This window comes from Xenorhabdus sp. KJ12.1, from assembly GCF_963876495.1.
GTDB lineage: Bacteria > Pseudomonadota > Gammaproteobacteria > Enterobacterales > Enterobacteriaceae > Xenorhabdus > Xenorhabdus stockiae.
Genome location: NZ_CAWNQH010000088.1, coordinates 1 through 24,603 on the forward strand (window position 1 = coordinate 1; position 24,603 = coordinate 24,603).

Annotated in this window: 20 protein-coding genes, 1 pseudogene and 1 other annotated feature; of the genes and pseudogenes, 13 read left to right on the forward strand and 8 right to left on the reverse strand. The window is 40.7% G+C overall.

Going from position 1 to position 24,603, the window contains the following annotated elements; all coding sequences use genetic code 11:
- Nucleotides 1–266 precede the first annotated feature (266 nt).
- Nucleotides 267–5,273: a trypsin-like serine protease gene (locus AACS92_RS15985; RefSeq protein ID WP_099111752.1), complete on the reverse strand. Its 5,007-nt coding sequence runs from the start codon at nt 5,271–5,273 to the stop codon at nt 267–269.
- 29 nt (nt 5,274–5,302) lie between these two features.
- Complete coding sequence (locus AACS92_RS15990) at nt 5,303–7,087, reverse strand: hypothetical protein (protein WP_099111753.1); 1,785 nt, start codon at nt 7,085–7,087, stop codon at nt 5,303–5,305.
- A gap of 449 nt (nt 7,088–7,536) precedes the next feature.
- Nucleotides 7,537–7,637 (forward strand) — a sequence feature (Trp leader region).
- Nucleotides 7,638–7,676: 39 nt separating this feature from the next.
- On the opposite strand from AACS92_RS15990, the gene AACS92_RS15995 reads away from it, so the two are divergent.
- The 7 genes from AACS92_RS15995 (at nt 7,677) to AACS92_RS16025 (ending at nt 14,808) form a co-directional block, all read left to right on the forward strand.
- Complete coding sequence (locus AACS92_RS15995; protein WP_099111754.1) at nt 7,677–9,236, forward strand: anthranilate synthase component 1; 1,560 nt, start codon at nt 7,677–7,679, stop codon at nt 9,234–9,236.
- Nucleotides 9,236–9,832 (forward strand): glutamine amidotransferase-related protein, encoded by a 597-nt coding sequence (locus tag AACS92_RS16000; protein ID WP_099111755.1) that lies wholly within the window; start codon nt 9,236–9,238, stop codon nt 9,830–9,832. Before AACS92_RS15995 ends, AACS92_RS16000 begins: the two co-directional genes overlap by 1 nt.
- Nucleotides 9,833–9,848: 16 nt before the next feature.
- On the forward strand, nt 9,849–10,847 hold the full coding sequence (gene trpD / locus AACS92_RS16005) for an anthranilate phosphoribosyltransferase (RefSeq protein ID WP_099111756.1): 999 nt from the start codon (nt 9,849–9,851) through the stop codon (nt 10,845–10,847).
- Between the two features lie 2 nt (nt 10,848–10,849).
- On the forward strand, nt 10,850–12,214 hold the full coding sequence (gene trpCF, locus AACS92_RS16010; RefSeq protein WP_099111757.1) for a bifunctional indole-3-glycerol-phosphate synthase TrpC/phosphoribosylanthranilate isomerase TrpF: 1,365 nt from the start codon (nt 10,850–10,852) through the stop codon (nt 12,212–12,214).
- Nucleotides 12,215–12,260: 46 nt separating this feature from the next.
- The gene (trpB, locus tag AACS92_RS16015) at nt 12,261–13,451 is read left to right on the forward strand and encodes a tryptophan synthase subunit beta (RefSeq protein ID WP_099111758.1); all 1,191 of its coding nucleotides are present in this window, start codon (nt 12,261–12,263) and stop codon (nt 13,449–13,451) included.
- Complete coding sequence (gene trpA / locus AACS92_RS16020) at nt 13,451–14,257, forward strand: tryptophan synthase subunit alpha (RefSeq protein ID WP_099111759.1); 807 nt, start codon at nt 13,451–13,453, stop codon at nt 14,255–14,257. Before trpB ends, trpA begins: the two co-directional genes overlap by 1 nt.
- A gap of 236 nt (nt 14,258–14,493) precedes the next feature.
- A complete protein-coding gene (locus tag AACS92_RS16025; RefSeq protein ID WP_099111760.1) occupies nt 14,494–14,808 on the forward strand; it encodes a BON domain-containing protein in 315 nt (104 codons plus the stop codon).
- Nucleotides 14,809–14,915: 107 nt separating this feature from the next.
- Here the strand turns inward: AACS92_RS16025 and ompW are convergent, their stop codons facing one another.
- Nucleotides 14,916–15,557, reverse strand: coding sequence for an outer membrane protein OmpW (gene ompW, locus AACS92_RS16030; RefSeq protein WP_099111761.1), 642 nt, complete (start codon nt 15,555–15,557; stop codon nt 14,916–14,918).
- A gap of 307 nt (nt 15,558–15,864) precedes the next feature.
- Here ompW and AACS92_RS16035 point away from each other — a divergent pair, with 307 nt between their 5' ends.
- A complete protein-coding gene (locus AACS92_RS16035; RefSeq protein WP_099111762.1) occupies nt 15,865–16,602 on the forward strand; it encodes a YciC family protein in 738 nt (245 codons plus the stop codon).
- 25 nt (nt 16,603–16,627) lie between these two features.
- Here AACS92_RS16035 and AACS92_RS16040 read toward each other — a convergent pair whose 3' ends face one another.
- Nucleotides 16,628–18,334, reverse strand: a complete 1,707-nt coding sequence (locus tag AACS92_RS16040) for a SulP family inorganic anion transporter (RefSeq protein WP_099111763.1) — start codon at nt 18,332–18,334, stop codon at nt 16,628–16,630.
- Between the two features lie 262 nt (nt 18,335–18,596).
- Here AACS92_RS16040 and AACS92_RS16045 point away from each other — a divergent pair, with 262 nt between their 5' ends.
- Nucleotides 18,597–19,133, forward strand: coding sequence for a septation protein A (locus tag AACS92_RS16045; protein ID WP_099111764.1), 537 nt, complete (start codon nt 18,597–18,599; stop codon nt 19,131–19,133).
- 79 nt (nt 19,134–19,212) lie between these two features.
- Nucleotides 19,213–19,641 (forward strand): acyl-CoA thioester hydrolase YciA, encoded by a 429-nt coding sequence (gene yciA, locus AACS92_RS16050; protein ID WP_099111765.1) that lies wholly within the window; start codon nt 19,213–19,215, stop codon nt 19,639–19,641.
- A 572-nt stretch (nt 19,642–20,213) separates the two neighbouring features.
- Here the strand turns inward: yciA and tonB are convergent.
- Entirely contained in the window at nt 20,214–20,933 is a 720-nt protein-coding gene (gene tonB / locus AACS92_RS16055; protein WP_241538028.1) for a TonB system transport protein TonB, read from the reverse strand.
- 118 nt (nt 20,934–21,051) lie between these two features.
- Entirely contained in the window at nt 21,052–21,231 is a 180-nt protein-coding gene (locus AACS92_RS16060) for a YciY family protein (RefSeq protein WP_099111766.1), read from the reverse strand.
- 326 nt (nt 21,232–21,557) lie between these two features.
- Here AACS92_RS16060 and cls point away from each other — a divergent pair, with 326 nt between their 5' ends.
- The 3 genes and pseudogenes from cls to AACS92_RS16075 all read left to right on the forward strand — a co-directional run.
- Nucleotides 21,558–23,018 carry a cardiolipin synthase gene (cls, locus tag AACS92_RS16065; protein WP_099111767.1) on the forward strand — a complete coding sequence of 487 codons (1,461 nt, stop codon included), beginning with the start codon at nt 21,558–21,560 and terminating at the stop codon, nt 23,016–23,018.
- A 189-nt stretch (nt 23,019–23,207) separates the two neighbouring features.
- Nucleotides 23,208–23,531, forward strand: a complete 324-nt coding sequence (locus AACS92_RS16070) for an HI1450 family dsDNA-mimic protein (protein WP_241538029.1) — start codon at nt 23,208–23,210, stop codon at nt 23,529–23,531.
- Nucleotides 23,532–23,634: 103 nt separating this feature from the next.
- Nucleotides 23,635–23,917, forward strand: a pseudogene (locus AACS92_RS16075) (transposase); the annotation flags it as partial.
- A gap of 3 nt (nt 23,918–23,920) precedes the next feature.
- Here AACS92_RS16075 and AACS92_RS16080 read toward each other — a convergent pair.
- Together AACS92_RS16080 and AACS92_RS16085 are read right to left on the reverse strand one after the other, a co-directional pair.
- Nucleotides 23,921–24,226, reverse strand: coding sequence for a phage integrase (locus AACS92_RS16080; protein ID WP_099111769.1), 306 nt, complete (start codon nt 24,224–24,226; stop codon nt 23,921–23,923).
- On the reverse strand, nt 24,198–24,603 hold a 406-nt coding region (locus tag AACS92_RS16085), incomplete at its 5' end, for a transposase (RefSeq protein WP_153044762.1). The genes AACS92_RS16085 and AACS92_RS16080, both read right to left, overlap by 29 nt.

Below are 24,603 nucleotides of genomic sequence, written 5' to 3' on the forward strand. Positions count from 1 at the left end.
GAAACGGGAGAGCTGACTTAAATCTTCGGGCGTTTTGAGATTTTTAGCCAGCTCAGTAGCCAGGGCTTGTAACTGTTTCTCGTCCATCTTTTCACCTGTATTAGTTGATAAATTAAACATATCAAAAACAGGCAATTACACAAATTTAGAAACAGGGTCAACCCTATCGAACTATGATAATCGTATCAGATTCGATAGGGTTGAAATAACATGGTTATTCACTGTATCTATTTTTATCAAATCGTAGCAATAAAAAGATAAAGTATTTATCTCATATATCGACGATAACAAAACTTGCTTTCAGCCTGAATGGGTTTCCCACAAAATTGTCCAGAACTAGAAACTGTTACTTTGTACCAGCCTAAATGTTCAAGGTTTACATCAAAACTCCAGTTCCCCTGATCATCAGCACTTGTGCTACCTGTACCAACATTTCCTGATATTATTGTCTCGCTAGCTCTAAGACACCTATAACTCCCTCCATAATTCTGGATATCATATGACACTTCCATTTTCGGTCGTGAATATCCCCCTATAGGCACATCTATTGGAGAACGATATGTAGAAAAAATCCCCCCATCTACTGGATGGGAGATACTTAAAATAGCCGCATTCACATCACCTACTTTCTTATTTTCATAGGTATGGCCATTCACAGTAATAGTCTGCTTCGCTTTTACCTGATACATTCCCGGCGTTACATTCTCCAGAGTACAACTCCATGAACCATCCGTTGTTGAAACTTGTACAGGGCCGCATTTATAGGCATTGCCACCTACTGATAAAGAAATATCAGCCCCCTTTGTTGCTGTTCCTGTAATTGGAATAGAAATAGTTTCATCTGGGGCTGTACATATAGGAGCTGCCGTAGGATTAATCGTAATATCGCGCATATAGATCACATCAAAATTGCGTATTACAGGCTTCCCTGATGCCACATTATCTACCCATTGCTGGGCCTTGAGCTTATATGAGCCCGGAATTGATTCCATTACCGGACAAGACCAACTCTGATATTCATCAACATAAACACTACAACTCAGCGTGTCTGCAACCAGTGTGTCTGAAATATGTACAGTGATAAGAGCACCGGTCTGCCCTTTACCGGTGATGGTGTAGGTTGGGGTTGTGATTTGTGCCCCTTCTTCAGGTGTCAGTATGCGCATTTTCAAATTATCACCATAGCGCACTTTAAAACTCCGATTAACATGGGAGCCGGCATCATCCACAACCGCCACATGATAATCTCCCGGTACAGAACTATAAGGCCCGCATGTCCATGTATAGTTATGTTTATTGAGCTTTGCGGCGCACTCATCATGATCAGCGAATGCTTTGACTGTCACTGAGTTAACATTCTCCTGCATCGTGCCACTAAAAGTATATGAAGGGGCTTTTATCACTTCGTCTTCTTTAGGAGACTGTACTGTTAGTGCATCTTCTCCCACATAAAATGCCACTTTGGCTGTAGATTGTTTCACCTTATCCAAAAAGGCTGTTGCTACCAATTGTTTTTCTCCTTTAACGGAGGTATCTAACCCGCTAATTCCTTGCCAATGCCCCTTATCATCTACAGTGATGCCATGCTGACAAACCTGCGATAACTCTTTTACATCCAGGCATACTGTCGTTCCCGGTACTCCGGTACCCGTTGGCAGGATATTTGCGAGATATTTATATAAGCCACCGTTATGTGGTTGCGTGATAGTGACTGATTTAGTGGTTTTAGTCTGGACTTCAAAAGAAACAGATGAATGTGAATTTTGTGTATCATCAATAAACTGCTCTGCGGATACAGTATATTTCCCCTCTTCCGGATGATAAGGCCCACAGGACCATTTACCTGATTCATCAACAGTGGTAATACAATCTTTAGCATTACCAAACCCTTTGATGTATACATTCGCATTCTCTTCCCCAGTTCCTTCAATCGTAAAAGGGAGAGTTGTTATTTTTGCGCCATGAGTAGGGTGAGTAATATCTATCTTTGTTTTGGCGACGACATATTTGCGAGTAACCTCAGAAGTCCTTTCATAATTGCCCCCAAACTCCGTCGATTCTGTTTCTTTATACTGAGCCGCATATATATAAAACGTCCCTTCATTTGATGCTAATAATGCAGGTTTATTAGGACAAGCCCATTTCCCTTTTGAATCCACAGTAGCAGAACAGATCATTCCCTCATTAGGTCTCGGGAGTGTCATGTTTTTGGGTGGTAAAAAATCTTTTGCCCCAGTAACGATAATTAATTGATTAGGGCTTCCCTGACCTTCTATGGATATCCCGTCATCTAGTCTATATTGAGCCCCCTTGGCAGGCGAGGTAATACGTATAGGGACAGTAAAATGCCAGGTAATAGGATCTCCGACATGTGCCTTATTGTGAGTTTCCTGTAATTTAATCGTATAAGTATCTCCACCTGAAATAGCATCAGGCTGAATAACCAAATTCCAAAAGAAGCCAAGACCAGTACTGAATGGAGAGTTAGCTAATGAAGACACACCGCCAAAAATTGCTCCGAATATATCACCGAGAAAGCCACCAAAACCACCTCCTCCCCCACCACCTCCTCCGGAACCACTTAATGAGCCAGAAAGGCGAATTGGATTATCCGGATCAACAGTTGAATTATCTTTAGGATTCTCTACTTCAAATTTTTTCTTGTCCGGATCATCATCATCATTGTCATCTTCAATAGTCAGGCGTGTAGTATCTTTAGCGACAACTTTACCTTCGTTCATTAGTTCAGCAATTATTTCATAAGTTCCTACAGGAAAAATGATTGGATCTCTACACTCCCAATTACCATTATCACTTACAACAGCGCCGGTACAAATAGTCGTTTCTTTAGCCAGTTTTTGGTTATTCCCCTCCGATTCAGATAAAGAAGGATCTATTTTACGCCTTTTAACATCAACCTCATCGCCGGGAACATTAGAACTACCTGATACATAACTTGGCGTTCCTTCTGTAATCGTCTCTCCTTTGGAGGGGGTTTTAGTCGTAACGTCAGGTGTTTTTATTACAAAATAAGTTTTATCAACAGATGAAATATTCCAATACTCTCTGAATCCCTTCAGCCCCACAGGATGATATGTATCTGCCACTTCGATATAATAAGTCCCGTCTTCTAATTGATAATCTGGTAATTTAATAACCCAAGTAGGAGGGCTACCTTCTAGTGGAATAGGCAAAAAGTCATGAGTTCCATCTAATGTTATCGGGGAGTATGTTTCTTTGCCCTTATCTTTCATGTGGATAGAATATTCGGATGGTAAAAGAATATCACCATTTCGCCAGGTATATTCACTTCTATCACCTCCATCGCCTTTAAATTCCGAACTATTTTGATTTGCAGGATCTATCGGTACTGGTTTCTCAACCGTAAATTTATATTCTTTTCTAAACGCCGGGAATAAATAGCCTCCTTGTAAATGCCCTTTATTCCAAAAAGCTTGATCAAGTGGGTCAACATGGTCAATTTTCTGTGTTATAAAAATATTAAAACCTCTCAGGTTATCACTTGGTTTATCTATTTTGTCGTTAAGCATATACTTTGTACCAGAATAATCATTACCACAATCAAAGTATGAGCGATCAAAGAAACAAAAAAATTTAGCTGAATTATCCAACTCCAGCTGAAAAGGAATCATTTTTCCATACTGTTTTTCCTGACTAACTTTTATACTTGGTCTTTTTATTTCTTTAGGTTGAAATAATATATTAACCTGATCATAAAGATGCACTTCCTTTGTTTCTTGTCTCGCTGTGATTGTATAATTCCATTCTATTTCTCCAACGGGATTTTCAATTCCCTCAAGGTCCTGTTTTATAGTGCATGACCAAATCCCATATTCTGTTGTTTTTATTGGCTGCTTGTTGCCAACATCCTTACATAAATTATCTTGAGTATATTTAATCTTATTTATATTAGATTGCAGTATAAGCCGCACTTCTGACTCAGGATCTGCATACCCACGAATTGTAAAATACTTAGTAAATACAGTTGACTTATCTGCCGGGTAAACAATACCAAATTCCTTTGAAATGGAAGATATTTTTGCTTGTATGTTATCTTCTCTCCATTGTATAGCCTTAGACAAACCATCTGATGACTCTTTCGCTATAATCGTTACATTTTGCTCTTCTTCTTTATTAATTCCCTCAGTGAAAAATTCACTATTCGGGATACTACACGTCCAATTACCTTCAAGACTAGTAACATCGTTACATTTAAATGTTTTGGAAGGAGCGTCATTAATAGAATAAATGAGTTCCATTGAGCTTTTCGGCCTTCCCCATCCCTTAACAATAATATATTCACCTCTCTTTCTTAAATGTCCATTCCAGTCTGGATTTTCAATCCAGATTTGTTTCACCTTCTGAGAAAACCATTTTCCAGGAGAAAAACTATTGATAAAGTTTATCTTATTATTATGTTTTCCTGTCACATCTGAAACTACAAAAAATGGATAATAACTATTATGAGTATCCCCCTCTTTTACACTAGGCGCATCAAACCCAAAGGAATTAACACCAATAATGGTGTTATTCCAAATAATCGGACCACCAGAATCACCATGTTGTATAACTCCGGGAGTTAACCCTTCTTTTTCATTTGCCTTTAGAATTAATCCATTACCATTACGAGAATCAAAAGCAGGAGAGACAATGATAGTATCAGCACGGTATTGCTTATTACCCTTATTGTCCTGTTCTTTTCCTGATTCTTTATCAATTCCTCTATATCCATATCCATAGACATCAGCGTAATAATATTCACTATTTAGTTTTTCATAAGCTTCATCATAACTGAAAAAACGACGAATTCGACCATATTCTTTCCCATCCAATTCTAATGGCTTATCCAGCTTTAAAATTGCCAAATCATGTCGATCAGGCCCGAATCGCCCAGGAATATCCATCGGTATAAAACCATGGATAGATGCCGTCATTTTTTTACCATTAGGACTAACCACATAATAAATTGAATCTTTCTCTGTTTTCGTCTTTTCACAATGTGCCGCGGTTAGAACATATTCTGGTGCAATCAATGAACCTGAACATATACTACTTCCTTTATCATCTTTATTACTTTTATAGTAGATATCAACCACCCAAGATTTACATTTATCGCTGCTAATCTCATTACAACTTTCCTCTCCTCCTGCAATAGCTTTCAAGGGATTAGATTTAAATTCATTTTCAGCAAGTGAATGATTAAAATGTAATAAAGAAAATAATAATATAAATAGAGTTCTAACAATAATCATTCCAATCTCCTTAAATATTAAGGCGATGATTAATTTTGAGCAACGCAATCTATCCCACGATCGCTACCGGTGCATTTAAACGTTTTTTCACCTCTACCAGCATAATCATCAGATTCTTCTTTAAATATAAAGATATACTCTCCTCTATTTGCATAATTCTTATATCCATACTTCCAGTCACCATTTTCATCAGAAGCAGCCTTTTCTAAAAGACCAAATCCATCAAGTGATATTTCAACATACACATTTAAATCCATATAAGAAATGTCAGTAATAGTTGGCATCGCTGTTCCATTAAACAGAGTAAAAAAACTGTCCTTTTCAGGTACTACAGAAAAAATTTTAGAGCTAAGTACGACCACTTCATCATTCTCATTGGTAAGAAGATTACCAGATGGATCTTTGCCAACAGCATTAATGGTGATGAAACCCATTGGTACATCCTGAGCTTCATAGCTCCAATAACCATTATCAAAAATGGCAGGCGATTGTGAATCATTAGTATCATATGATACATAAACGATAATATCGTTATTTACCGTACCTTCAATTGGAATATTCTGTGTATTTTCAGTACCTGATGAAATTCGTTCCTCTTTTTTAGGCTTCGTTATCTTCACAGAACATTCTTCCGTAGAATAATCCACGCTGGACATTCCTCCGGGTAAGAGAGATTGATGAGTAGCCTGCAATTCTGATGAAGGATCGGAAACCTGTGCTTTATAATTAATGGAACAAACAGCCTCTATATCTTCCAGACTCCATCGACCTGTATCCGTATCAACAGTCGGCGTATAATTCTTTGTTGGTAAATAAATCGACCCATCACGGTTATAACCCGTAATTTTAACCTGCATACGTTTTGATTCATCAATCGTATCGCTATTCACCAGACCGGATAAACTGTATTTTCCAGCAGGAATAGTTTGCCCATCCTGCATTGAAGTAATTGTTGCACCACACCAAGGACCATATAACATTATAGTAGTATAAACTACGTCTTTAATTTGAATGTCACTCTTGATATAACAAGGCCACCAGATTTGCGCCATCCAATTATCACCATCACCTGTAGACCGAGTTGGATAAGTTTCACTCCAAACAAAGGCGTAAATCTCAGGTAAGCTTCCATCTTCATTGAGCCCTTTCCCTAAAATTGTAGTATAGTTGTTGCTTAACTGTGTTCCCGATTTAGGAGATGTAATTCTTGGCGACTCCCAGTTTTTATCATCTTTTATAGTGATAGTAATGTTATAATCGTCTGTAATAGGTGTTCCATCATTATTTAAACAATTATTACCACCACAATCGGCGGAAACCTCTAACCCACATCCTCGTTCCGTATCAACATGGTAAAACCAATCCGAATCTTCCCAGACAAAATATGGATTATAAGAAAATTCTAAATCAACATAGCAATTTTTATATTCTTTATTATTAAAATAAGTTGTTGCTACCCAGGTTATAGTTTTTGTTACTTGAGAACATACTGGAAAAGAAAAAACACTGTTTCTAATTTCAATTTGTTGTGTTTTTTCGTCTCCCGCCTTCAAATCAATACTTTTTTCTCCTGAGTTATACATACAATGATCGTCGTTTCGATAAAGATTTAATTTATCATATTTACTCGCGTTCTTAATTGTTAAATTGTAATAAGAAGAAGGAGGTACTAAAAATGGCTTTCCTTTCGGTTTATCTTGGTTATTTATCTTATAGGGAACAATAACCTTTTTATCTAACTCAATTGCACTAGAGTTATGAAAAAAAGTTGTAATAATAAAAAACAACATGGCATATAAGTTTATTTTTTTCATAAGATAATAGCTCATTAAAAAATAATGCCGTTGATGAAAAACAACAGAAGTCATTCACAATAAATTCATAAAGAATAAAATTCAACCAATTGCATTTATAAAAAATGAGCCATCTGTTATAGATTTAAACTACTGATCGATACAAACTATTCAATATATATCCTTCGTCTTTCAAGTTGCCTCTTTGTTGGTTGCGCTCATTCACCCCGGTCACCGTTTTTATAAACAGACGGTTATCTATGCTCCCGGGGATGATTTCCCTTGCCGTCGCGATACATCTTGAAATTCATTGAGTATACACCGAAGAAAAATACATCAAAAAAACGGTTGACAAGCAAACAAAGAACCAGTTTACTAGTACGCAAGATTTGCTTGTTGAACACATATAACTAACACTCTACTTTAACAAGGCACTTACGATGATCACACTTATGAAAGCAACTCAAAATATGCGTTGGTGGCCCAACTTCCCATTCAGGGCGGTTGAGTAGCACACATAAGTCGAGATCCAAAGTGTCAATAACCCGCTCTGAAAAGCGGGTTTTTTTATACCAATTTTCTGTAGAAAAAGATAACAAAAGAGGTGGGTATGATGGGTAAAGAATTTAATATTTCAGTAAATCAACGAGAGACAGTCTACCAGTCTGATCCAACGTTGCTTTTTAATGAGTTATGCAATAACCGGCCAGCAACATTATTGTTAGAATCAGCGGAAGTTAACAGTAAGAACGCTATCAAAAGCATGCTGATTATTGATAGCGCTATACGTATTACCGCTAATGGCCGACAGGTTGATTTTGCAGCGTTAACTGAAAATGGCAAAAATCTGCTGCCCATCTTAGCCGGCCTACTATCAGAAAAAGCTCAGATCACTCTCGAAACACATACCCTTCAGGCTCAATTTCCTGCTATTGAGGAAAATTTAGATGAAGACAGCCGTTTAAAAGCCGATTCTGTTTTTGATGCATTACGTGCTCTGACTCAATTATCCACCCTAGCTGAAGATTCTGATGCCATTTTTTCAGGCGGATTATTTTCCTATGATTTAGTAGCAGAATTTGAACAGCTTCCCATACTCAAAACCTCTCAACGCTGCCCTGATTTCTGTTTTTATCTGGCAGAAACCATGATGGTGATCGACCATCCGCGCCAGCACGCCATGTTGCAAACAACACGATTTGGTGAATCAAAAGCAGAAGAACAGCGCCTTGACGAACGTTTATCTGCACTGGAAAACATCATTGCTCAGCCTCGTCAGCCCTTAACGCCCGTAACATTACCGGTTATACAAATTTCCTGTAACCGGAGTGATGAGCAGTATGCCGATATCGTTCAACAATTACAGGGTTTTATCCGGCAGGGTGATATATTTCAGGTTGTTCCATCCCGACGTTTCACCTTACCCTGCCCAGCACCACTGAATGCTTATCACACTCTAAAAAAACTAAATCCAAGCCCGTATATGTTTTTCATGCAGGATCAGGATTTTTGCCTGTTTGGTGCTTCCCCTGAAAGTGCCCTTAAATATGATGCAGACAGCCAGCAAATTGAAATTTATCCCATCGCGGGCACACGCCCCCGTGGGCGCAATGCCACTGGTGAACTAAATGCGGATCTGGATAGCCGACTTGAACTAGAAATGCGTACCGATGCTAAGGAATTATCCGAACATATCATGCTGGTTGATTTGGCACGTAATGACATAGCGCGTATTTGTGAACCAGGTAGCCGCTACGTTGCTGATCTAATGAACGTTGACCGTTATTCATTTGTTATGCATCTTGTTTCCCGAGTGGTCGGTACACTGCGCCACGATCTGGATATTTTCCATGCTTATCAGGCCTGTATGAATATGGGAACACTGACAGGTGCGCCGAAAGTCCGGGCGATGCAACTTATTGCACAATATGAGAATGAACGCCGGGGCAGCTATGCCGGTGCAGTGGGTTATTTCACCGGTAAAGGGGATTTTGACACATGTATTGTGATTCGTTCTGCCTATGTAGAAAACGGAGAAGCAACGGTTCAGGTCGGAGCCGGCATCGTTCTGGATTCCGTTCCACAATCCGAAGTTCAGGAAACCCAGAGCAAATCCAGAGCCGTCATTCACGCTATCGCTCAGGCTCATAACACGGAGGTAACATTCTGATGGCAAATATTCTTCTGATCGATAATGTTGACTCTTTTACCTACAATCTTGTGGATCAACTACGCTGTGGGGGTCATCAGGTTGTTATCTACCGTAATACGGTATCCGTCGAGATAATCATGGCTCAACTGGAAAACATGGTATCACCATTACTGATGCTATCTCCGGGCCCCGGAAAACCCTCAGAAGCCGGGTGTATGCCACAATTACTTCAACAGGTTATCGGGAAAATCCCCGTGATTGGCATCTGCCTCGGGCATCAGGCCATTATCGAAGCCTATGGTGGCAATATTTCAGCCGCCAGTGAAATTCTGCACGGCAAATCAACATTAGCGACTCACGATGGACTGGCTATGTTTTCCGGTTTACCTAACCCGCTTCCCGTTGCCCGTTATCACTCTCTGGTGGGTGTAAATATTCCGGCAACACTGGTTGTTTCCGCTTATTGTCACGATACAGTAATGGCAGTTCGTCACGACGAGAACAGAGTTTGTGGATTCCAGTTTCACCCTGAATCCATCCTGACAACACAGGGAACCCGCTTACTTGAGCAAACACTGGAATGGGCACTAAATTCACAGGAATCGGGGCAATAAAAGGGAGAATGGGAAAATGCAATTAATTTTACAAAAACTGTTTAGTGCTCAGGCACTGACCCAGCAAGAAAGCCAAAAACTTTTTACGGCTATTATTTGTGGCGAGCTGAGTGAGCCACAACTTGCGGCGGTACTAATCAGTATGAAACTACGCGGTGAACAGCCTCAGGAAATCGCCGGGGCTGCACAGGCACTATTAGCCAATGCATCTCCATTTCCACGCCCTGACTACCCTTTCTGTGACATCGTCGGAACAGGTGGTGACGGAACAAACAGCATCAATATCTCGACAACCAGCGCTTTTGTTGCCGCAGCCTGCGGCCTTAAAGTGGCAAAGCATGGCAATCGCAGCATTTCCAGCCGTTCAGGATCATCTGATTTACTGGCTGAGTTTGGTATCGCACTAAATGCCAGTGCTGAAGAATCCCGTCGGGCACTGGATGAAATCAGTATCTGCTTTCTGTTTGCTCCGCAATACCACAGCGGATTTCGCCATGCAGTTAATGTTCGCCAGCAACTGAAAACCCGTACTTTGTTTAATGTACTTGGTCCATTAATCAATCCTGCTCGCCCGCCTCTTGCCCTGATTGGTGTTTACAGTCCGGAATTGGTGAATCCTATTGCTCAGACATTGCAGGTATTGGGGTTTCAACGTGCTGCGGTCGTACATAGCGGTGGCATGGATGAAGTTGCTTTACACGCTCCTATTCAGGTTGCTGAACTTAACCGTGGTGAAATTATCCAATATCAGTTAACAGCAGAAGATTTTGGGCTGCCAAATCACCCTATATCATCACTCAGAGGAGGAACACCACAAGAAAATCGTCATATGACGAGCTTATTATTACAAGGACAAGGTAAAAAAGCGCATGTTGATGCGGTGGCTGCCAATGTTGCTCTTTTAATGAAAATACATGGTCAGGAAGATTTACGGCAAAATACACAACAGGCATTGGACACGATTTACAGTGGCCGGGCCTATGAAAAAGTGATCGCACTAGCAGCAGGGATTTAATCATGAAAAGTAATGTATTACAGAAAATCGTTGAAGATAAGGCGTTATATCTCATCACCCGCAAGGCTGAACAGCCGCTGGAGAGTTTTCTGGATTCTGTTGTACCGAGCCATCGTCGCTTTTACCAGGCACTGACACACAAACAGACCGTTTTTATTTTGGAGTGTAAAAAGGCGTCTCCTTCAAAAGGTTTAATTCAGTCTGATTTTAACCCGGTACGCATTGCTAAAACTTACCAGCCTTATGCGGCTGCGATCTCAGTACTGACTGACGAAAAATATTTTCAGGGCAGTTATGATTTTCTCCGTATGGTTAGTGCAGCCGTACACCAACCTGTTCTGTGTAAAGACTTCATCATTGATCCCTATCAGGTTTATCTGGCCCGCTATTATCAGGCAGATGCTATCCTGCTGATGCTTTCCGTGCTTAATGATGATACCTATCGCGAACTTTCCGCTCTGGCGCATAGCCTTAATATGGGAGTATTAACGGAAGTCAGTAATGAGGTTGAACGCCACCGGGCAATTGCTCTGGGAGCAAAAGTCATTGGCATCAATAACCGTGACCTGCGCGATCTGTCCATCGATTTACAACGTACCCGCAAACTGGCAGCCGGTTTACCAAAAGAGACTATCGTTATTAGCGAATCAGGTATTCACAGCCACCAGCAGGTACGTGATTTAAGCCAGTTTGCTCACGGTTTTCTGATTGGCAGTGCTTTAATGGCTCAGTCCGATTTAGATCTAGCGTTACGTCGATTGATTCTGGGTGACAATAAAATTTGTGGTTTGACCCGTCCACAGGATGCCAAAGCTGCATTGCAGGCCGGAGCTGTTTATGGTGGCCTGATTTTTGCTGACAAATCACCACGCAGAATTAGCCAGCAACAAGCGCAACAAATTATTAATGAAGTTCCTTTATTATATGTTGGCGTATTCCAGAATCAGCCCGTTGATTTTGTCTGCCAGACTGCCCGGGCGCTTTCACTGACCGCAGTTCAATTACATGGTAATGAAGATCAGCCTTATATTGATGCACTTCGTTCTTTATTACCGGAAAATTGTGAAATCTGGAAATCTGTTGATATGTCGAAAACTGAAGTATTTTCCGCTCTCTCCAATATTGATCACTTATTATTGGATAATGGTTTCGGCGGTACAGGAAAAACGTTTGACTGGAAATTAATTGATAAAGACTTTCAACATAACAGTGTTCTCGCAGGTGGTTTAAATGCTGAGAACTGTCGGCAAGCTGCCGCATTAGGTTGTTACGGACTGGATTTTAATTCCGGTGTCGAAATCCAACCCGGGATTAAAAGCAGCCAGAAAATAAAACAAGTATTCCAACAATTACGCTGCTACCCGTAATCTTTCAGATAACTAATATTCAGACAGAAAGTGGAAAATGAAAATAATGAGTAAATTAAATCCGTATTTTGGTGATTTTGGCGGGCAATTCGTCCCCCAAATTCTCGTCCCTGCCCTTGATCAATTAGAAGAAGCATTTATCGAGGCAAAAAATGATCCTGAATTTCAGCAAGAATTTCATAACTTACTGAAAAACTATGCTGGCCGCCCAACGGCTTTAACGTTATGCCAGAATTTAACCAAAGGCACAAAAACCCGTTTATATCTGAAACGTGAAGATTTACTTCATGGCGGTGCACACAAAACCAATCAGGTATTAGGGCAGGCATTACTGGCAAAGCGAATGGGAAAAGAAGAAATTATTGCCGAAACCGGTGCAGGTCAGCATGGGGTTGCAACCGCACTGGCGTGTGCTCTTCTGGGTTTAAAATGCCGTGTCTATATGGGTGCAAAAGATATTGAACGCCAATCCCCCAACGTATTCCGTATGCGTCTTATGGGAGCAGAAGTCATTCCCGTTCACAGTGGATCTTCAACACTGAAAGATGCCTGTAACGAAGCCATGCGTGACTGGTCCGGCAGCTATGATAAAGCGCATTATTTGCTTGGCACCGCTGCGGGGCCTCATCCTTACCCAACAATGGTACGTGAATTTCAGCGCATGATTGGTGAAGAGGCCAAAGCTCAGGTTCTGGAAAAAGAAGGACGCCTGCCCGATGCGGTTATTGCCTGTATCGGTGGTGGTTCAAATGCTATCGGCTTATTTGCAGAATTTATTCCGGAAACTCATGTACGTCTGATAGGTGTTGAACCCGCAGGGCATGGCATCGAAACCGGAGAGCATGGCGCACCATTAAAACACGGGAAACTGGGCATCTACTTTGGTATGAAATCGCCGATTATGCAGACAGAAGATGGGCAAATAGAAGAGTCATATTCCATTTCTGCCGGGTTAGACTTTCCTTCCGTCGGTCCCCAACATGCCTACCTGAACAGCATCGGGAGAGCTGATTATGTTTCCATTACAGATGATGAAGCACTGGATGCATTCAAGGCACTGTCACTAAACGAGGGAATTATCCCGGCTTTAGAGTCTTCACATGCCCTCGCCTATGCGCTGAAAATGATCCATCAGGAGCCGGATAAAGAACAATTACTCATCGTCAATTTATCCGGTCGTGGCGACAAAGATATATTTACTGTTCACGATATTTTGAAATCCAGGGGGGAAATCTGATGGAACGTTATGAATTGCTTTTCAAGAAATTAGAAAAACAAAATCAGGGTGCTTTTGTTCCTTTTGTGACTCTCGGCGACCCTAATCCTGAATTATCCTTAGATATCATTGATGCTCTTATTTCTGGCGGCGCTGACGCACTGGAAATTGGTATTCCATTTTCCGACCCTCTGGCAGACGGCCCGACGATCCAGAATGCTAACCTTCGTGCTCTGTCTTCTCATGTTACGCCAACACGCTGTTTTGAATTACTGGCACAGATTCGGGCAAAGTATCCAGAGATCCCCATCGGATTATTAATGTATGCAAATCTGGTATTTCACAGTGGAATCGATGAATTTTATGCTCGCTGTAAACATGCCGGGGTTGATTCCGTGTTAATTGCAGATGTGCCAATATCTGAATCACGTCCTTTTTACTCGGCAGCCATAAAACATGATGTTGCCCCTATTTTTATCTGCCCGCCCAATGCAGATGATAATTTATTGCGTGAGATTGCTTCATTCGGTCGCGGTTACACTTATCTGCTATCCAGAGCAGGAACTACCGGGGTACAGAATAGAATGAAAAACCCACTGACGGATCTGGTCAACAAGCTCAAAGAATACCGTGCTGCACCGGCCATACAGGGGTTTGGCATTTCCGAGCCAGCTCAGGTCACATCTGTCATTAATAGTGGGGCGGCAGGAGCTATTTCAGGATCAGCCGTGGTTAATATCATTGAGAATAATTTACATCAACCTCAGATTATGTTAGAAAAACTTAGCGTATTCGTTCACTCGATGAAATCAGCTACCCTGCGATAATACCGTTTTCCCCCATAAGCCAATTCGTGGGGGAAATGATCCAAAACATAAATCCAATTTATTTGTAAGTTCCCTTATCTTCAACAATACTGTTTAACCATTACTATTACATTATTCCCCGGTAAAAAAACCTTGTCATAATAATGTGTTAAAAATCAACGTCAGAAAACAGGAAACGTATTTCACAAAACTATTCCTGACATCATCACTATTCCTGACATCAACGGAGAACCATTATGAAAAAATTACAGTCCATTTCCACACTCCTTATCGCAGCGGTTATCACCGCCATACTATCAGCATGTGCCCCAACGGCAACGACCGAAAGCACAGGAAACTATATTGATGACACGGTAATCAGTACGAAAATAAAAACAGCTCTGTTTGAAGAAAAGAACCTTAATTCCAATGATATTAATGTAGAAACTTATAAAGGACGTGTTCAATTAAGTGGCTTTGCACGTTCACCTGAAGAAGTCAGACAAGCCATTCAGATTGCAAGAAGTATTCCCGGGGTTAAAACTGTTATTAACTCAATAAAACTCCGCTGATCAAGCGGATATATTGTAGAAATGTAGAAAGTACATGGTAAAAAAGAGGGGCAAGTAATGCCCCACTGGTTCTCATATCAAACACACAGGTTAACTGTATCAAATCATCAAAATTTATAACCAATACCAAACATAAATACCCAGGGATCAAGGCGAGTTTTATATTTGTGTTCTTCATCACCTACTTTAAATTTCACATCGGTTTCGATATTAATCCACCAGAGTGAAGTATTTAACATCCAGTTTTTATCAAGTTGATAATCCAGACCAACTTGCCCTGCAACACCCCAAGAGTCTTTCAAATCCAGACTATTTAAATTTGCGGATTTTACAGTCGTATTATTATTAAATTTCTCATCAAAAAATGTAGTGTAATTTATCCCTACGCCAACATAAGGGCGTAAAGCGTTTGCTGTCTCACCAAAATAATATTGAGCCATTAATGTTGGCGGCAATTGTTTAACTCTCGCGATCTCACCTGCACCCGGCAAACTGACATTATGCTGAAATGGCGTTGCTGCCAGTAATTCAGCACCAATATTATCAGTGATCATATAACCGAAAGTTAAACCTAATTGTGTATTATTATTTACATCAAACGAACCTAAAGTTAATACATTCTCAGAGCCGGTATGCGGTCTTACCGTTGCAGTACCTGCACGGAACAGAAAATCACCAGCTTCATGGGCAAAAGTCAATGATGGGGCCAACGTTGCCGCAGCCAGGACAAGCGCAGAAATCTTTTTCATTATCGATCCCATTTATATAGTTTTAGTGGTTACAAATTTATTATTTCACCTATGGGATATTTTGAATTGATCCAAATCAAAGTTAACTGAATATATCTCTGTCAAAGCTTGATCGGCTAATACCGGATTAATACGCCCCTCACATAAATGGAAAAGCTTTCGAACGTGCCCCATTTTTGATAACAAGCCAATTCTGATAAACAAAATTGTACAATAGTTATCAGCTTTATCTTTTCTCTATCCAATAATCCGTTGAACAAGGTACAATTGGATATCATTATTGTTTCATCTGATAGGAGCCATTTACATGCCCATCACGGCAAATACCCTGTATCGTGACAGCCTCAACTTTTTTAAACACCAATTGTTGAACATTGTCATACTCTCTGTTTTAGCCGCGTTGGTGACTACACTGCTCAATCACCTTTTCATTCCTGATGGTGAGCAACTTAAGTTATTGACTGATATGCAAGATACTCTAAGAGAGTCAGGAAATTCAGGGATTAAAAACGTTATTGAACAATTAACCCCAGAAGCACAACTGATGCTTATGCGCACCGCTGGCGGGATCTTATTTTCCAATATCTTTGGTGATACTCTGCTGACTGCCAGTGTCTTAATACTTATCAGTGCTATTTCAAATGGTCATCAGGCTAATGCGCTACAGGCTTGTCAACTATCGTTAACTCGACTCCCTAAGATGTTTTTACTGGTACTCATTTGTACCGTGTTAGTTCAAGTAGGTTACGCTTTGATGTTCGTCCCGGGGGTTCTGTTTTCAATCGGGTTTGCATTTGCTCCGATTCTGCTACTTGAGAAAAGCATAGGCATATTTTCATCCATGCAGGCGAGTTGGAGATTAGCATTCGATAATTTCCGCCTGTTAATTCCTGCGGTCTTGCTATTTCTTGCAATGAAACTGATTGTTGTATTCGGCTTATCCAAAATGCCGGAGATTGCCTTATTAACCGTGAATAATCTGCTATCTTCCATATTGCTGATTTATCTATTCCGCCTGTATATGCTGGCTAAACCACAAAACTAATAAATATTAAACCAACAGCCTCGCACTATTCAGCGAGGCTTTCTTCTGCTTGCTTTTTACTCTGAATCAAACGAATAGCAAAATAAAGATCGGGGACAATAATTAAATCCTCATCACTACTCCTGAGTTTGTTCTGTTTTATCCAGTTCTTCAATTCAGTGCTGCGACCCGCAAGAACTAAAGTTATTCGTTTCCTTTTCAGCTCAGTAATCAATTCATCCAACACAGCAAACACACTGACATCATCGTAAGTAAAACTGACTGTTGCATCCACCACCAACCACTCCGGGCGTATGACAGCACTATTTACATGTTGTAAAACCCGTTTTTTGAAATAACCAGCATTGAAATAAGTTAGAGGTGAGTTAAAGCGATACATAACGATGCCATCGACAGGCCCAATATTATTACCCTGATTGATGGAACGGATCATGCCTTGTTCATTTATCCCTAGCAACTGATCAGAAGGACGAAAAATAATACGCAAAAATTGTAATAAGCCCAATAACACCGCAAAACCAATCCCATCAATCACACCAACCAACAAAACAGCAACAAGGGTAAAAATGGATAATATGAAAGCCTGACGATTACGTTTCCGGTATGCCCAGATATTTCTCAACCCGAGTAGTGACCACGTTGAAAAGATCAGGACAATGCCCAATGACGATAATGGGATATATGACAGAAACTCCGTCATAAAAAACAATACCAGCAATATCGCGATTGCAGAAATTATCGATACCATCTGCGTTTTGCCGCCGACCGCATCATTGACTGCGGTGCGACTGCTGGCCGCGCTGACAGCAAACCCCTGTGATAATGACGAAGCGATATTGGCAATACCCAATGCCCGTAATTCTGAATCTGCGTCTACTTGATAACCGTTTTTGCTGGCAAAACTACGCGCTGTTATCATAAAACTCACAAAGCTGATAACAGCAAGGTTAATAGAAGGTACAACTAAATCACGGATACTACCGAACTCAAACTCATGCATTGGCACAATCGGCAACCCATCTTTCATATGACCTATAATCTGAATATCATACTGATTTAACTCGAATTGCCAGCTTACATAGGTGGATATGATCATCGCCAACAGTGGCGCCGGCCAGCCAGGACGCAGGAAACGAACACTTAGCAGGACAAATAAGGTCATTGCTGACATTCCCATTGTCGGCCAGTGAGATCCCAGTAATTTATGCGGTAATGCAATCAACTGTTCAATCAGTTCTGAAGGCAAACCAGAAATCCCGAATACTTTAGTAATCTGCCCCGCCATAATGGTGATGGCAACCCCATTGATAAAACCTTTTAAGATGGGGCGCGATAGAAAATCTGCAAATGCTCCCAGCCGAAAATGGCTTGCCAGTATGCACCAGATTCCTGTCATTAATGTCATGATAATGGCAAGCTGCCAACGAACATCTGCATTTCCAAAAGCCAGAGGAGTGACTGCCGCAGCAATAACGGCACACGTTGCTGCATCAGGACCGATGATCAACTGGCGTGATGTCCCGAACAGAGCATAAACAAACATAGGTAAAATACAGGCATACAGACCAATAATTGCACTTATGCCCATTAATTCAGCATAAGCAATGGCAACCGGTAAAGCGACGGCGGTAACCGATAATCCTGCTCGTATATCATGACTAAAATATTCTTTCCGATAATGACAAAGACTCTCCAAGCCCGGCATCCAGCGATATAACCTTTTCCCCAGCATAGTTTTCCTCAACATGGCCTTACGCAACGGTTTTCACGATTCATCACCAAGCAATCAATGAGTTATATAATCAATGATCTTATACAATGCAGAAATACAGACCTTTCATAAAAAAACACATTATAATGCTAGGTAAAATCAAAACCCACACCCCTCCTCCTTCCTTGGCAATCTTTTTCTTTAAACCATTTTATTAAGATCTGATACACTCTGGCATAAATTCAGAAACCTGCCATCATAGGTATTACAGTGAGCTAATTTTATGAAACAACTTCTAGATTTTTTACCATTAGTCGTTTTTTTTGTCGTCTACAAGATGTATGACATTTTCTATGCTTCTGGCGCATTGATCGCTGCTACTGGATTAGCTGTTGTTATCACCTATGCGATTTATCGCAAAGTTGAAAAATCATCTTTAATTACATTTGCAATAACAGCTGTCTTCGGCACACTGACTTTAACCTTCCATAGCGATTTGTTCATTAAATGGAAAGTAACCGTCATTTATGCCATTTTTGCACTGGCTCTGCTTATCAGTCAGTGGGTGATGAAAAAACCATTAATCCAAAAAATGCTAGGTAAAGAACTAGAGTTACCTGATGCAATCTGGAACAAACTGAATACAGCCTGGGCAATTTTCTTCATCGTCTGCGCATTAGCAAATATTTATATCGCTTTCTGGCTATCTATGGATGTCTGGATGAACTTTAAAGTATTCGGGCTAACGGCATTAACACTGGTCTTTACCGTATTGAGTGTGATATATATCTACCGCCATCTGCCCCGCGAACAAAAATAATAACAATGAGTTTCATATGGATACCTGCCGGATTATTGGCAGGTATTGTTGTCTTCACCAAATAAAGCAAGTTTTTCTAATGACACAACAACAATGCTTACCAAACGGAGAATTGGTTCTCCGTACACTGGCAATGCCAGCTGACACTAACGCCAACGGGGATATCTTCGGCGGCTGGCTAATGTCCCAAATGGATATTGGCGGCGCCATTCTGGCAAAAGAAATTGCAATGGGACGCGTAGTCACTGTCAGCGTTAATGGCATCAGTTTTCTAAAACCGGTCGCGGTAGGTGACGTCGTTTGCTGTTATGCCCGTTGTCTGAAAACGGGGAATTCATCCATTACCATTCATATTGAAGTCTGGGTGAAAAAAGTAGCTTCTGACCCCGTCGGTCAACGTTATCGAGCCACTGATGCTGTTTTCACCTACGTCGCGGTTAATGAAAATAATACTTCCCGCCCGTTACCGGAAGGGAAAAGAAATTTCAAACTGGAAAGCAGTAATTAAAAATAGCTACTCTCTGGAAAAGTAACCCATAATGAACTAAAGGAGTGCATTGAATGCGCTCCTTTTTGTTATTTAGATTTAAATATAGTTGAATCACTATAAATGAACAACTAACTTATTGATCTGGATTTTACCTGTCGTGCTTTTAAAACCCTTTTATTATCTTTATAAGAGAAGAACTATTTTAATCTTTAAATTCGAATTATTCCAAATCATTACCAGTTGTTTTATTTACTATAGACTCATTGCCTTTAATAAAATTTACTTAGCTGCCACCAACTAAAATAGGCGGTTTAGTGGTTAACTAACTGAAATTCCAGATACGCATGAGCTAAACGACACATCAGTTTATCATCCTAAAATTATCATCCAATTTCGACTCAAAATAATGTACCAACAAAATGTAACAATAAACCTTAATAAAAAACCTTGATAAAAATGGTTTCATTATAAATATGTTAATAAGTAACAGCTTATAATCTTTTGATAGTAAATTAAGCTAAAAACCCTTTCAAAACTCAGGTTATATACAGTAAAAGGAGACGCTTTAGCGCCCCCTGTTATGATAAAAACTACGATACTGAAACACCGGTCAGCTTAAACTCGATGGTAGTCACATAACCTGTGGCTGGTTTTTTTTCATACCGCCATTTTCTCATCGCGTTTCTCACTTCACGGTCAAAAAGGTTTTTAGGTTCAGCAGAAAGAATTTCAATATTTTTAACCCGACCATTTTCATCAATATCGTATTTTACCTGTACACTCCCTTCTATACCTAATTGCCTTGCCCTATCTGAATATACAGGATCTATTCTGCTCAGTGCTTTTGGCCCGCTCTGAACTTCAGATTTTTCACTGGTAACAGGATCAGTGGATTTTTTCCCATCCACATTATTTGTCAGCAAAGATTCCTGATCAGTAATAGGTTTCACTGCCTCTTCTGACATTTTCTCTGTCCTGATTTCTTTAGGCTTAGACTCCTTTTTAGCAATTTTCTTCTCTTCCCGTTTCTTTTCTACCGGTTTTTTTTCAGGTTTAGGCTCTGGCAGAGCTATTTTCGCAATAGATTCAGGTTCTGGCTCTGGGGCGGGTGGTTCGGGTTCAGGCTCGGAAATAGATGCAGGCATAGCGGGTTCAGAAACCGGAGCAGGCTCCGCTGCCAACTGGATCATCGCAACAGACATCGGAGGCGATTCTGGCGGATTACCGGATTTCAGCGTATGAAATAGCGCCGCAGCAATGGAAATATGTAAACAAACAGAAAGTAGTACTGGCCAATGTATCCAACGCATAAGAGAATTCTTGAGTAGCAGCATGATTGTCAATTTTAGGATAGACATTAGTTTAAATGCAAATGACTATCATATTCAATAAAGATTCAAAAACATCTGTATCATGCCACACATCATGTTAAAGCGATTCTGCGTTTTGAATGAACAAGATCGACCGGCGATGCTTGTAAGTACCCATCTTACGTAGTGCATAAATACGTGAATAACGGCGAGACTGGCTTTCCAGCCAACGACGACGACGTTGGATACTTTGGCGAAGGAGACGCCACCTTCCTACTTCATTTCTGCTTCTTTTCATAAAATACCCTGATAAATGTTTTCAAAACAAAATTTTTCTCACTCTAACTGAGTAATGTTATTCTTAATCGTCACTGCCGGAGATGTCAACCAATTACAGGTTTACCTTAATATTCATTGCCAGCATGTTTCAGCAGTCGTAAATAAATAATTTCAATAAATAACATCAGCCTGAACTCAATCTACTCATCATATTTAGTTGAGCATGGGTAATATTTGGATTATTTTCTGCCTAATAGACGGTATTTCCTTGATAGTTTCTTAAAATTTACAGAAACTTGCACTCACTACGGTATCAAAATACTTAAACAGGATTGATTGCCACTTATGACAACCATTTATTCTGTACTTTACTGGCTGGCTATTTTCTTATACTGGCTGATTATCGCTGGTATTACTATCCGGGTCCTGATGAAACGCCGACCAGTGACATCAGCAATGACCTGGTTGCTTATTATTTATATTTTCCCTTTGGTCGGCATTGTGGCTTATCTATCATTTGGTGAATTGCATCTGGGTAAGCGCAGAGTTGAACAGGCAAAACAAATGCGTTCTTCTGTGGCTGACTGGCTTTCCGATCTAAAAAAATCACAACATATTTTTACCAATAAAAACAGTGAAGTCGCTGAGCCTTTGTTCCAGTTATGTGAACGCCGCCAGCAAATCAAAGGTGTCAGAGGCAATCAGATGCAGCTGATAACATCTTATGAACAGTCCCTGAAGACTCTTATCAACGATATAGAAACTGCCGAACATAGTATTGAAATGGTGTTTTATATATGGCAGGCGGGTGGATTGGTTGATCAGGTGACTGATGCTTTAATGAGGGCAGCAAAACGTGGTGTCAGATGTCGTATCATGGTGGATTCAGCAGGAAGCTGGCAATTTTTCCGTAGTCCCTACCCTGATATGATGCGCAAAACCGGTATTGAGTTTGTAGAATCGCTGAAAGTTAATATCTTTCGTCTTTTTTTGCGGCGCATGGACTTACGCCAGCATAGAAAAATTATTCTTATTGATAACTATATTTCATACACCGGCAGTATGAATATGGTAGATCCGCGTTTTTTCAAACAAAATGCTGGTGTTGGCCAATGGATTGACATCATGGTAAGAATGGAAGGCCCTGTCACGACAACACTGGGCATTATCTATGCCTTCGACTGGGAAATGGAAACGGGCCAGCGCCAGCTTCCCCCTCCTCCTGACACCAATATCATGCCCTTTGAGCAGGCATCCGGGCACACAGCACAGGTTATCGCCTCTGGCCCCGGCTTTCCTGATGAACTTATCCAACAATCACTGATGACAGCCATTTTCGCCGCCAGAGAACAACTCATTCTTACCACTCCCTATTTTGTTCCCAGTGATGATTTAATGCATGCAATCTGTACCGCCGCCATGCGAGGTGTTGATGTCAGCATTGTTGTGCCGAGCCAGAACAATTCATTCCTTGTGCGCTGGGCAAGCCGGGCATTTTTTACCGAATTACTGGAAGCGGGTGTAAAAATCTATCAATTTGAAGGCGGGCTATTGCATACAAAAAGTGTTCTGGTGGATGGACAGCTCAGTATGGTTGGCTCTGTTAATCTGGATATGCGCAGCCTATGGCTAAATTTTGAAATTACCGTTGTGATCGATGATGAACTCTTTGGCAGTGATTTAATGCTTGTCCAGCAGGATTATATTACCCGTTCAGTGTTACTTGACAGCGAAGAGTGGCAAAAGCGCCCTGTCCGGCAACGAGTGCTTGAACGTCTATGTTATTTTTTCAGTCCACTTTTGTGATTTTCGGCACAAAAAAATAGTAAAACATAAATATCTGACTATTTTTCATAGCCTCGCCACCACTAACGGGGCTATGATTACAGTTTGATAGTATTCAACCACTACCATCCATGTTTTAATTCCCTTCTGTTATCAGTTTCGGACACTACCATTATGGAAAATCAACCAACATATCCGCATTCTCTTCACTTGGATCTCAATAACCGAATGACCGAAGATGAAGCGCTGGAACAAGCCTACGATATTTTTCTGGAACAAGCGGTTGAGAATCTCGATCCTGCGGATAGCTTACTGTTTAGCCTACAGTTCGAAGAACGCGGTGGTGCAGAGTTATCAGAGCCTTCAGATATATGGCTTAAACATGTTGATTTTGAAATAGATCCTAATTTCTTTTCAGAAGTGATTATTGGATTGGCGGAATCTGATGAAGCCGAAATTGATGATATTTTTGCCCGTATACTGATTTGCCGGGAGAAAGCGCACCCGACTTGTCGGATATTGTGGAAAGAGTGATATTAATTAACCGTGTTCTGTTCAAGCCACCTAGATAATTTCGTCATGGATTATTGCGTGCAATAATGATGCCCCATTATTCCATCACAAAAGTCAATTAATCATGGGTACACCAGCACACCGCCGCCACGATATTTCAGATCGCGCTTGGGAGCTACTTGAAACTCAATTTACCAGGACATAAAGGTGCTTGGGGACGTGTAGCTGAAGATAATCGGCGTTTTATCAATCGGGTATTTTGGATTTTACGGACAGGAGCACCTTGGTGAGATTTGCATACTGATTATGGTAACTGGAAAAATACCCACCGCCGTTTTTACCGTTGGAGAGATAAAGGGATATGGGAAAAGCTGCTTGAACAATTAGTTAATGACCCCGATTTCGAGTGATTACTGATTGGTGCCAACCATATTAAGGTTCACCCCGATGCGACAGGAGCCTATTACTACAGCCGTAATGGCTGTAGTAATAGATGGATCATTGAGCAACTTGATTGTTTTTTCTAGCTGCCGTTTTTCTATCGTGCCGTTCTCTGCTATTTGTCCGTGATACAACCACCATAATTTAAGTAAATCGCTCAAACTTTGTCTATTAGATGATTTTCCCGGCTTTGGAGCATGAGCCAGTGTGTAACGCTCAAAAGCAACAGCTTCTGCTTTTTTAACCTCAGCTTCGCTTAAAAATAGCGATCTCATTATCCCGTAGATTCAAGCTCGGTTTTTTAGGTTGGAATGTATAAGCAATAAGGCCAGCAGCAACTTCCAATAAAAAACCGAGTTGACTGCGATGCCTTGAATGCTCTATCTGAGAAATATTCTTGAGCTGATCGACGACGGTTTCTATCAAAAACCGCCGCCTTAACATCAATCTATCCCAGAGAGATAATGCCTTGGTTTTCATGTTACTCCGGACATTCGTGATTAACGTGACACCTTCCGCTTCTAATTCATCACATAAAGCCTGGGACAAGTACCCTTTATCACCATACAAACAGCCTGTTAATCCTTTTGTCAGCGCTTTGACTGGCTGGCGATCATCCGTGTTTCCTGCGGTGAGTTTCACGGCTAACAAT

What these genes read in the sequence shown, in the direction of transcription:
- yciA (WP_099111765.1), top strand. Translation starts at nt 19,213, where the DNA reads ATGACACAACAACAATGCTTACCAAACGGAGAATTGGTTCTCCGTACA.
- AACS92_RS15985 (WP_099111752.1), bottom strand. Translation starts at nt 5,273, where the DNA reads ATGATTATTGTTAGAACTCTATTTATATTATTATTTTCTTTATTACAT.
- AACS92_RS16000 (WP_099111755.1), top strand. Translation starts at nt 9,236, where the DNA reads ATGGCAAATATTCTTCTGATCGATAATGTTGACTCTTTTACCTACAAT.
- trpA (WP_099111759.1), top strand. Translation starts at nt 13,451, where the DNA reads ATGGAACGTTATGAATTGCTTTTCAAGAAATTAGAAAAACAAAATCAG.
- AACS92_RS15990 (WP_099111753.1), bottom strand. Translation starts at nt 7,087, where the DNA reads ATGAAAAAAATAAACTTATATGCCATGTTGTTTTTTATTATTACAACT.
- AACS92_RS16040 (WP_099111763.1), bottom strand. Translation starts at nt 18,334, where the DNA reads ATGCTGGGGAAAAGGTTATATCGCTGGATGCCGGGCTTGGAGAGTCTT.
- trpD (WP_099111756.1), top strand. Translation starts at nt 9,849, where the DNA reads ATGCAATTAATTTTACAAAAACTGTTTAGTGCTCAGGCACTGACCCAG.
- cls (WP_099111767.1), top strand. Translation starts at nt 21,558, where the DNA reads ATGACAACCATTTATTCTGTACTTTACTGGCTGGCTATTTTCTTATAC.
- AACS92_RS16045 (WP_099111764.1), top strand. Translation starts at nt 18,597, where the DNA reads ATGAAACAACTTCTAGATTTTTTACCATTAGTCGTTTTTTTTGTCGTC.
- AACS92_RS16025 (WP_099111760.1), top strand. Translation starts at nt 14,494, where the DNA reads ATGAAAAAATTACAGTCCATTTCCACACTCCTTATCGCAGCGGTTATC.
- AACS92_RS15995 (WP_099111754.1), top strand. Translation starts at nt 7,677, where the DNA reads ATGATGGGTAAAGAATTTAATATTTCAGTAAATCAACGAGAGACAGTC.
- AACS92_RS16080 (WP_099111769.1), bottom strand. Translation starts at nt 24,226, where the DNA reads ATGAGATCGCTATTTTTAAGCGAAGCTGAGGTTAAAAAAGCAGAAGCT.
- tonB (WP_241538028.1), bottom strand. Translation starts at nt 20,933, where the DNA reads ATGCGTTGGATACATTGGCCAGTACTACTTTCTGTTTGTTTACATATT.
- ompW (WP_099111761.1), bottom strand. Translation starts at nt 15,557, where the DNA reads ATGAAAAAGATTTCTGCGCTTGTCCTGGCTGCGGCAACGTTGGCCCCA.
- AACS92_RS16060 (WP_099111766.1), bottom strand. Translation starts at nt 21,231, where the DNA reads ATGAAAAGAAGCAGAAATGAAGTAGGAAGGTGGCGTCTCCTTCGCCAA.
- trpCF (WP_099111757.1), top strand. Translation starts at nt 10,850, where the DNA reads ATGAAAAGTAATGTATTACAGAAAATCGTTGAAGATAAGGCGTTATAT.
- AACS92_RS16035 (WP_099111762.1), top strand. Translation starts at nt 15,865, where the DNA reads ATGCCCATCACGGCAAATACCCTGTATCGTGACAGCCTCAACTTTTTT.
- trpB (WP_099111758.1), top strand. Translation starts at nt 12,261, where the DNA reads ATGAGTAAATTAAATCCGTATTTTGGTGATTTTGGCGGGCAATTCGTC.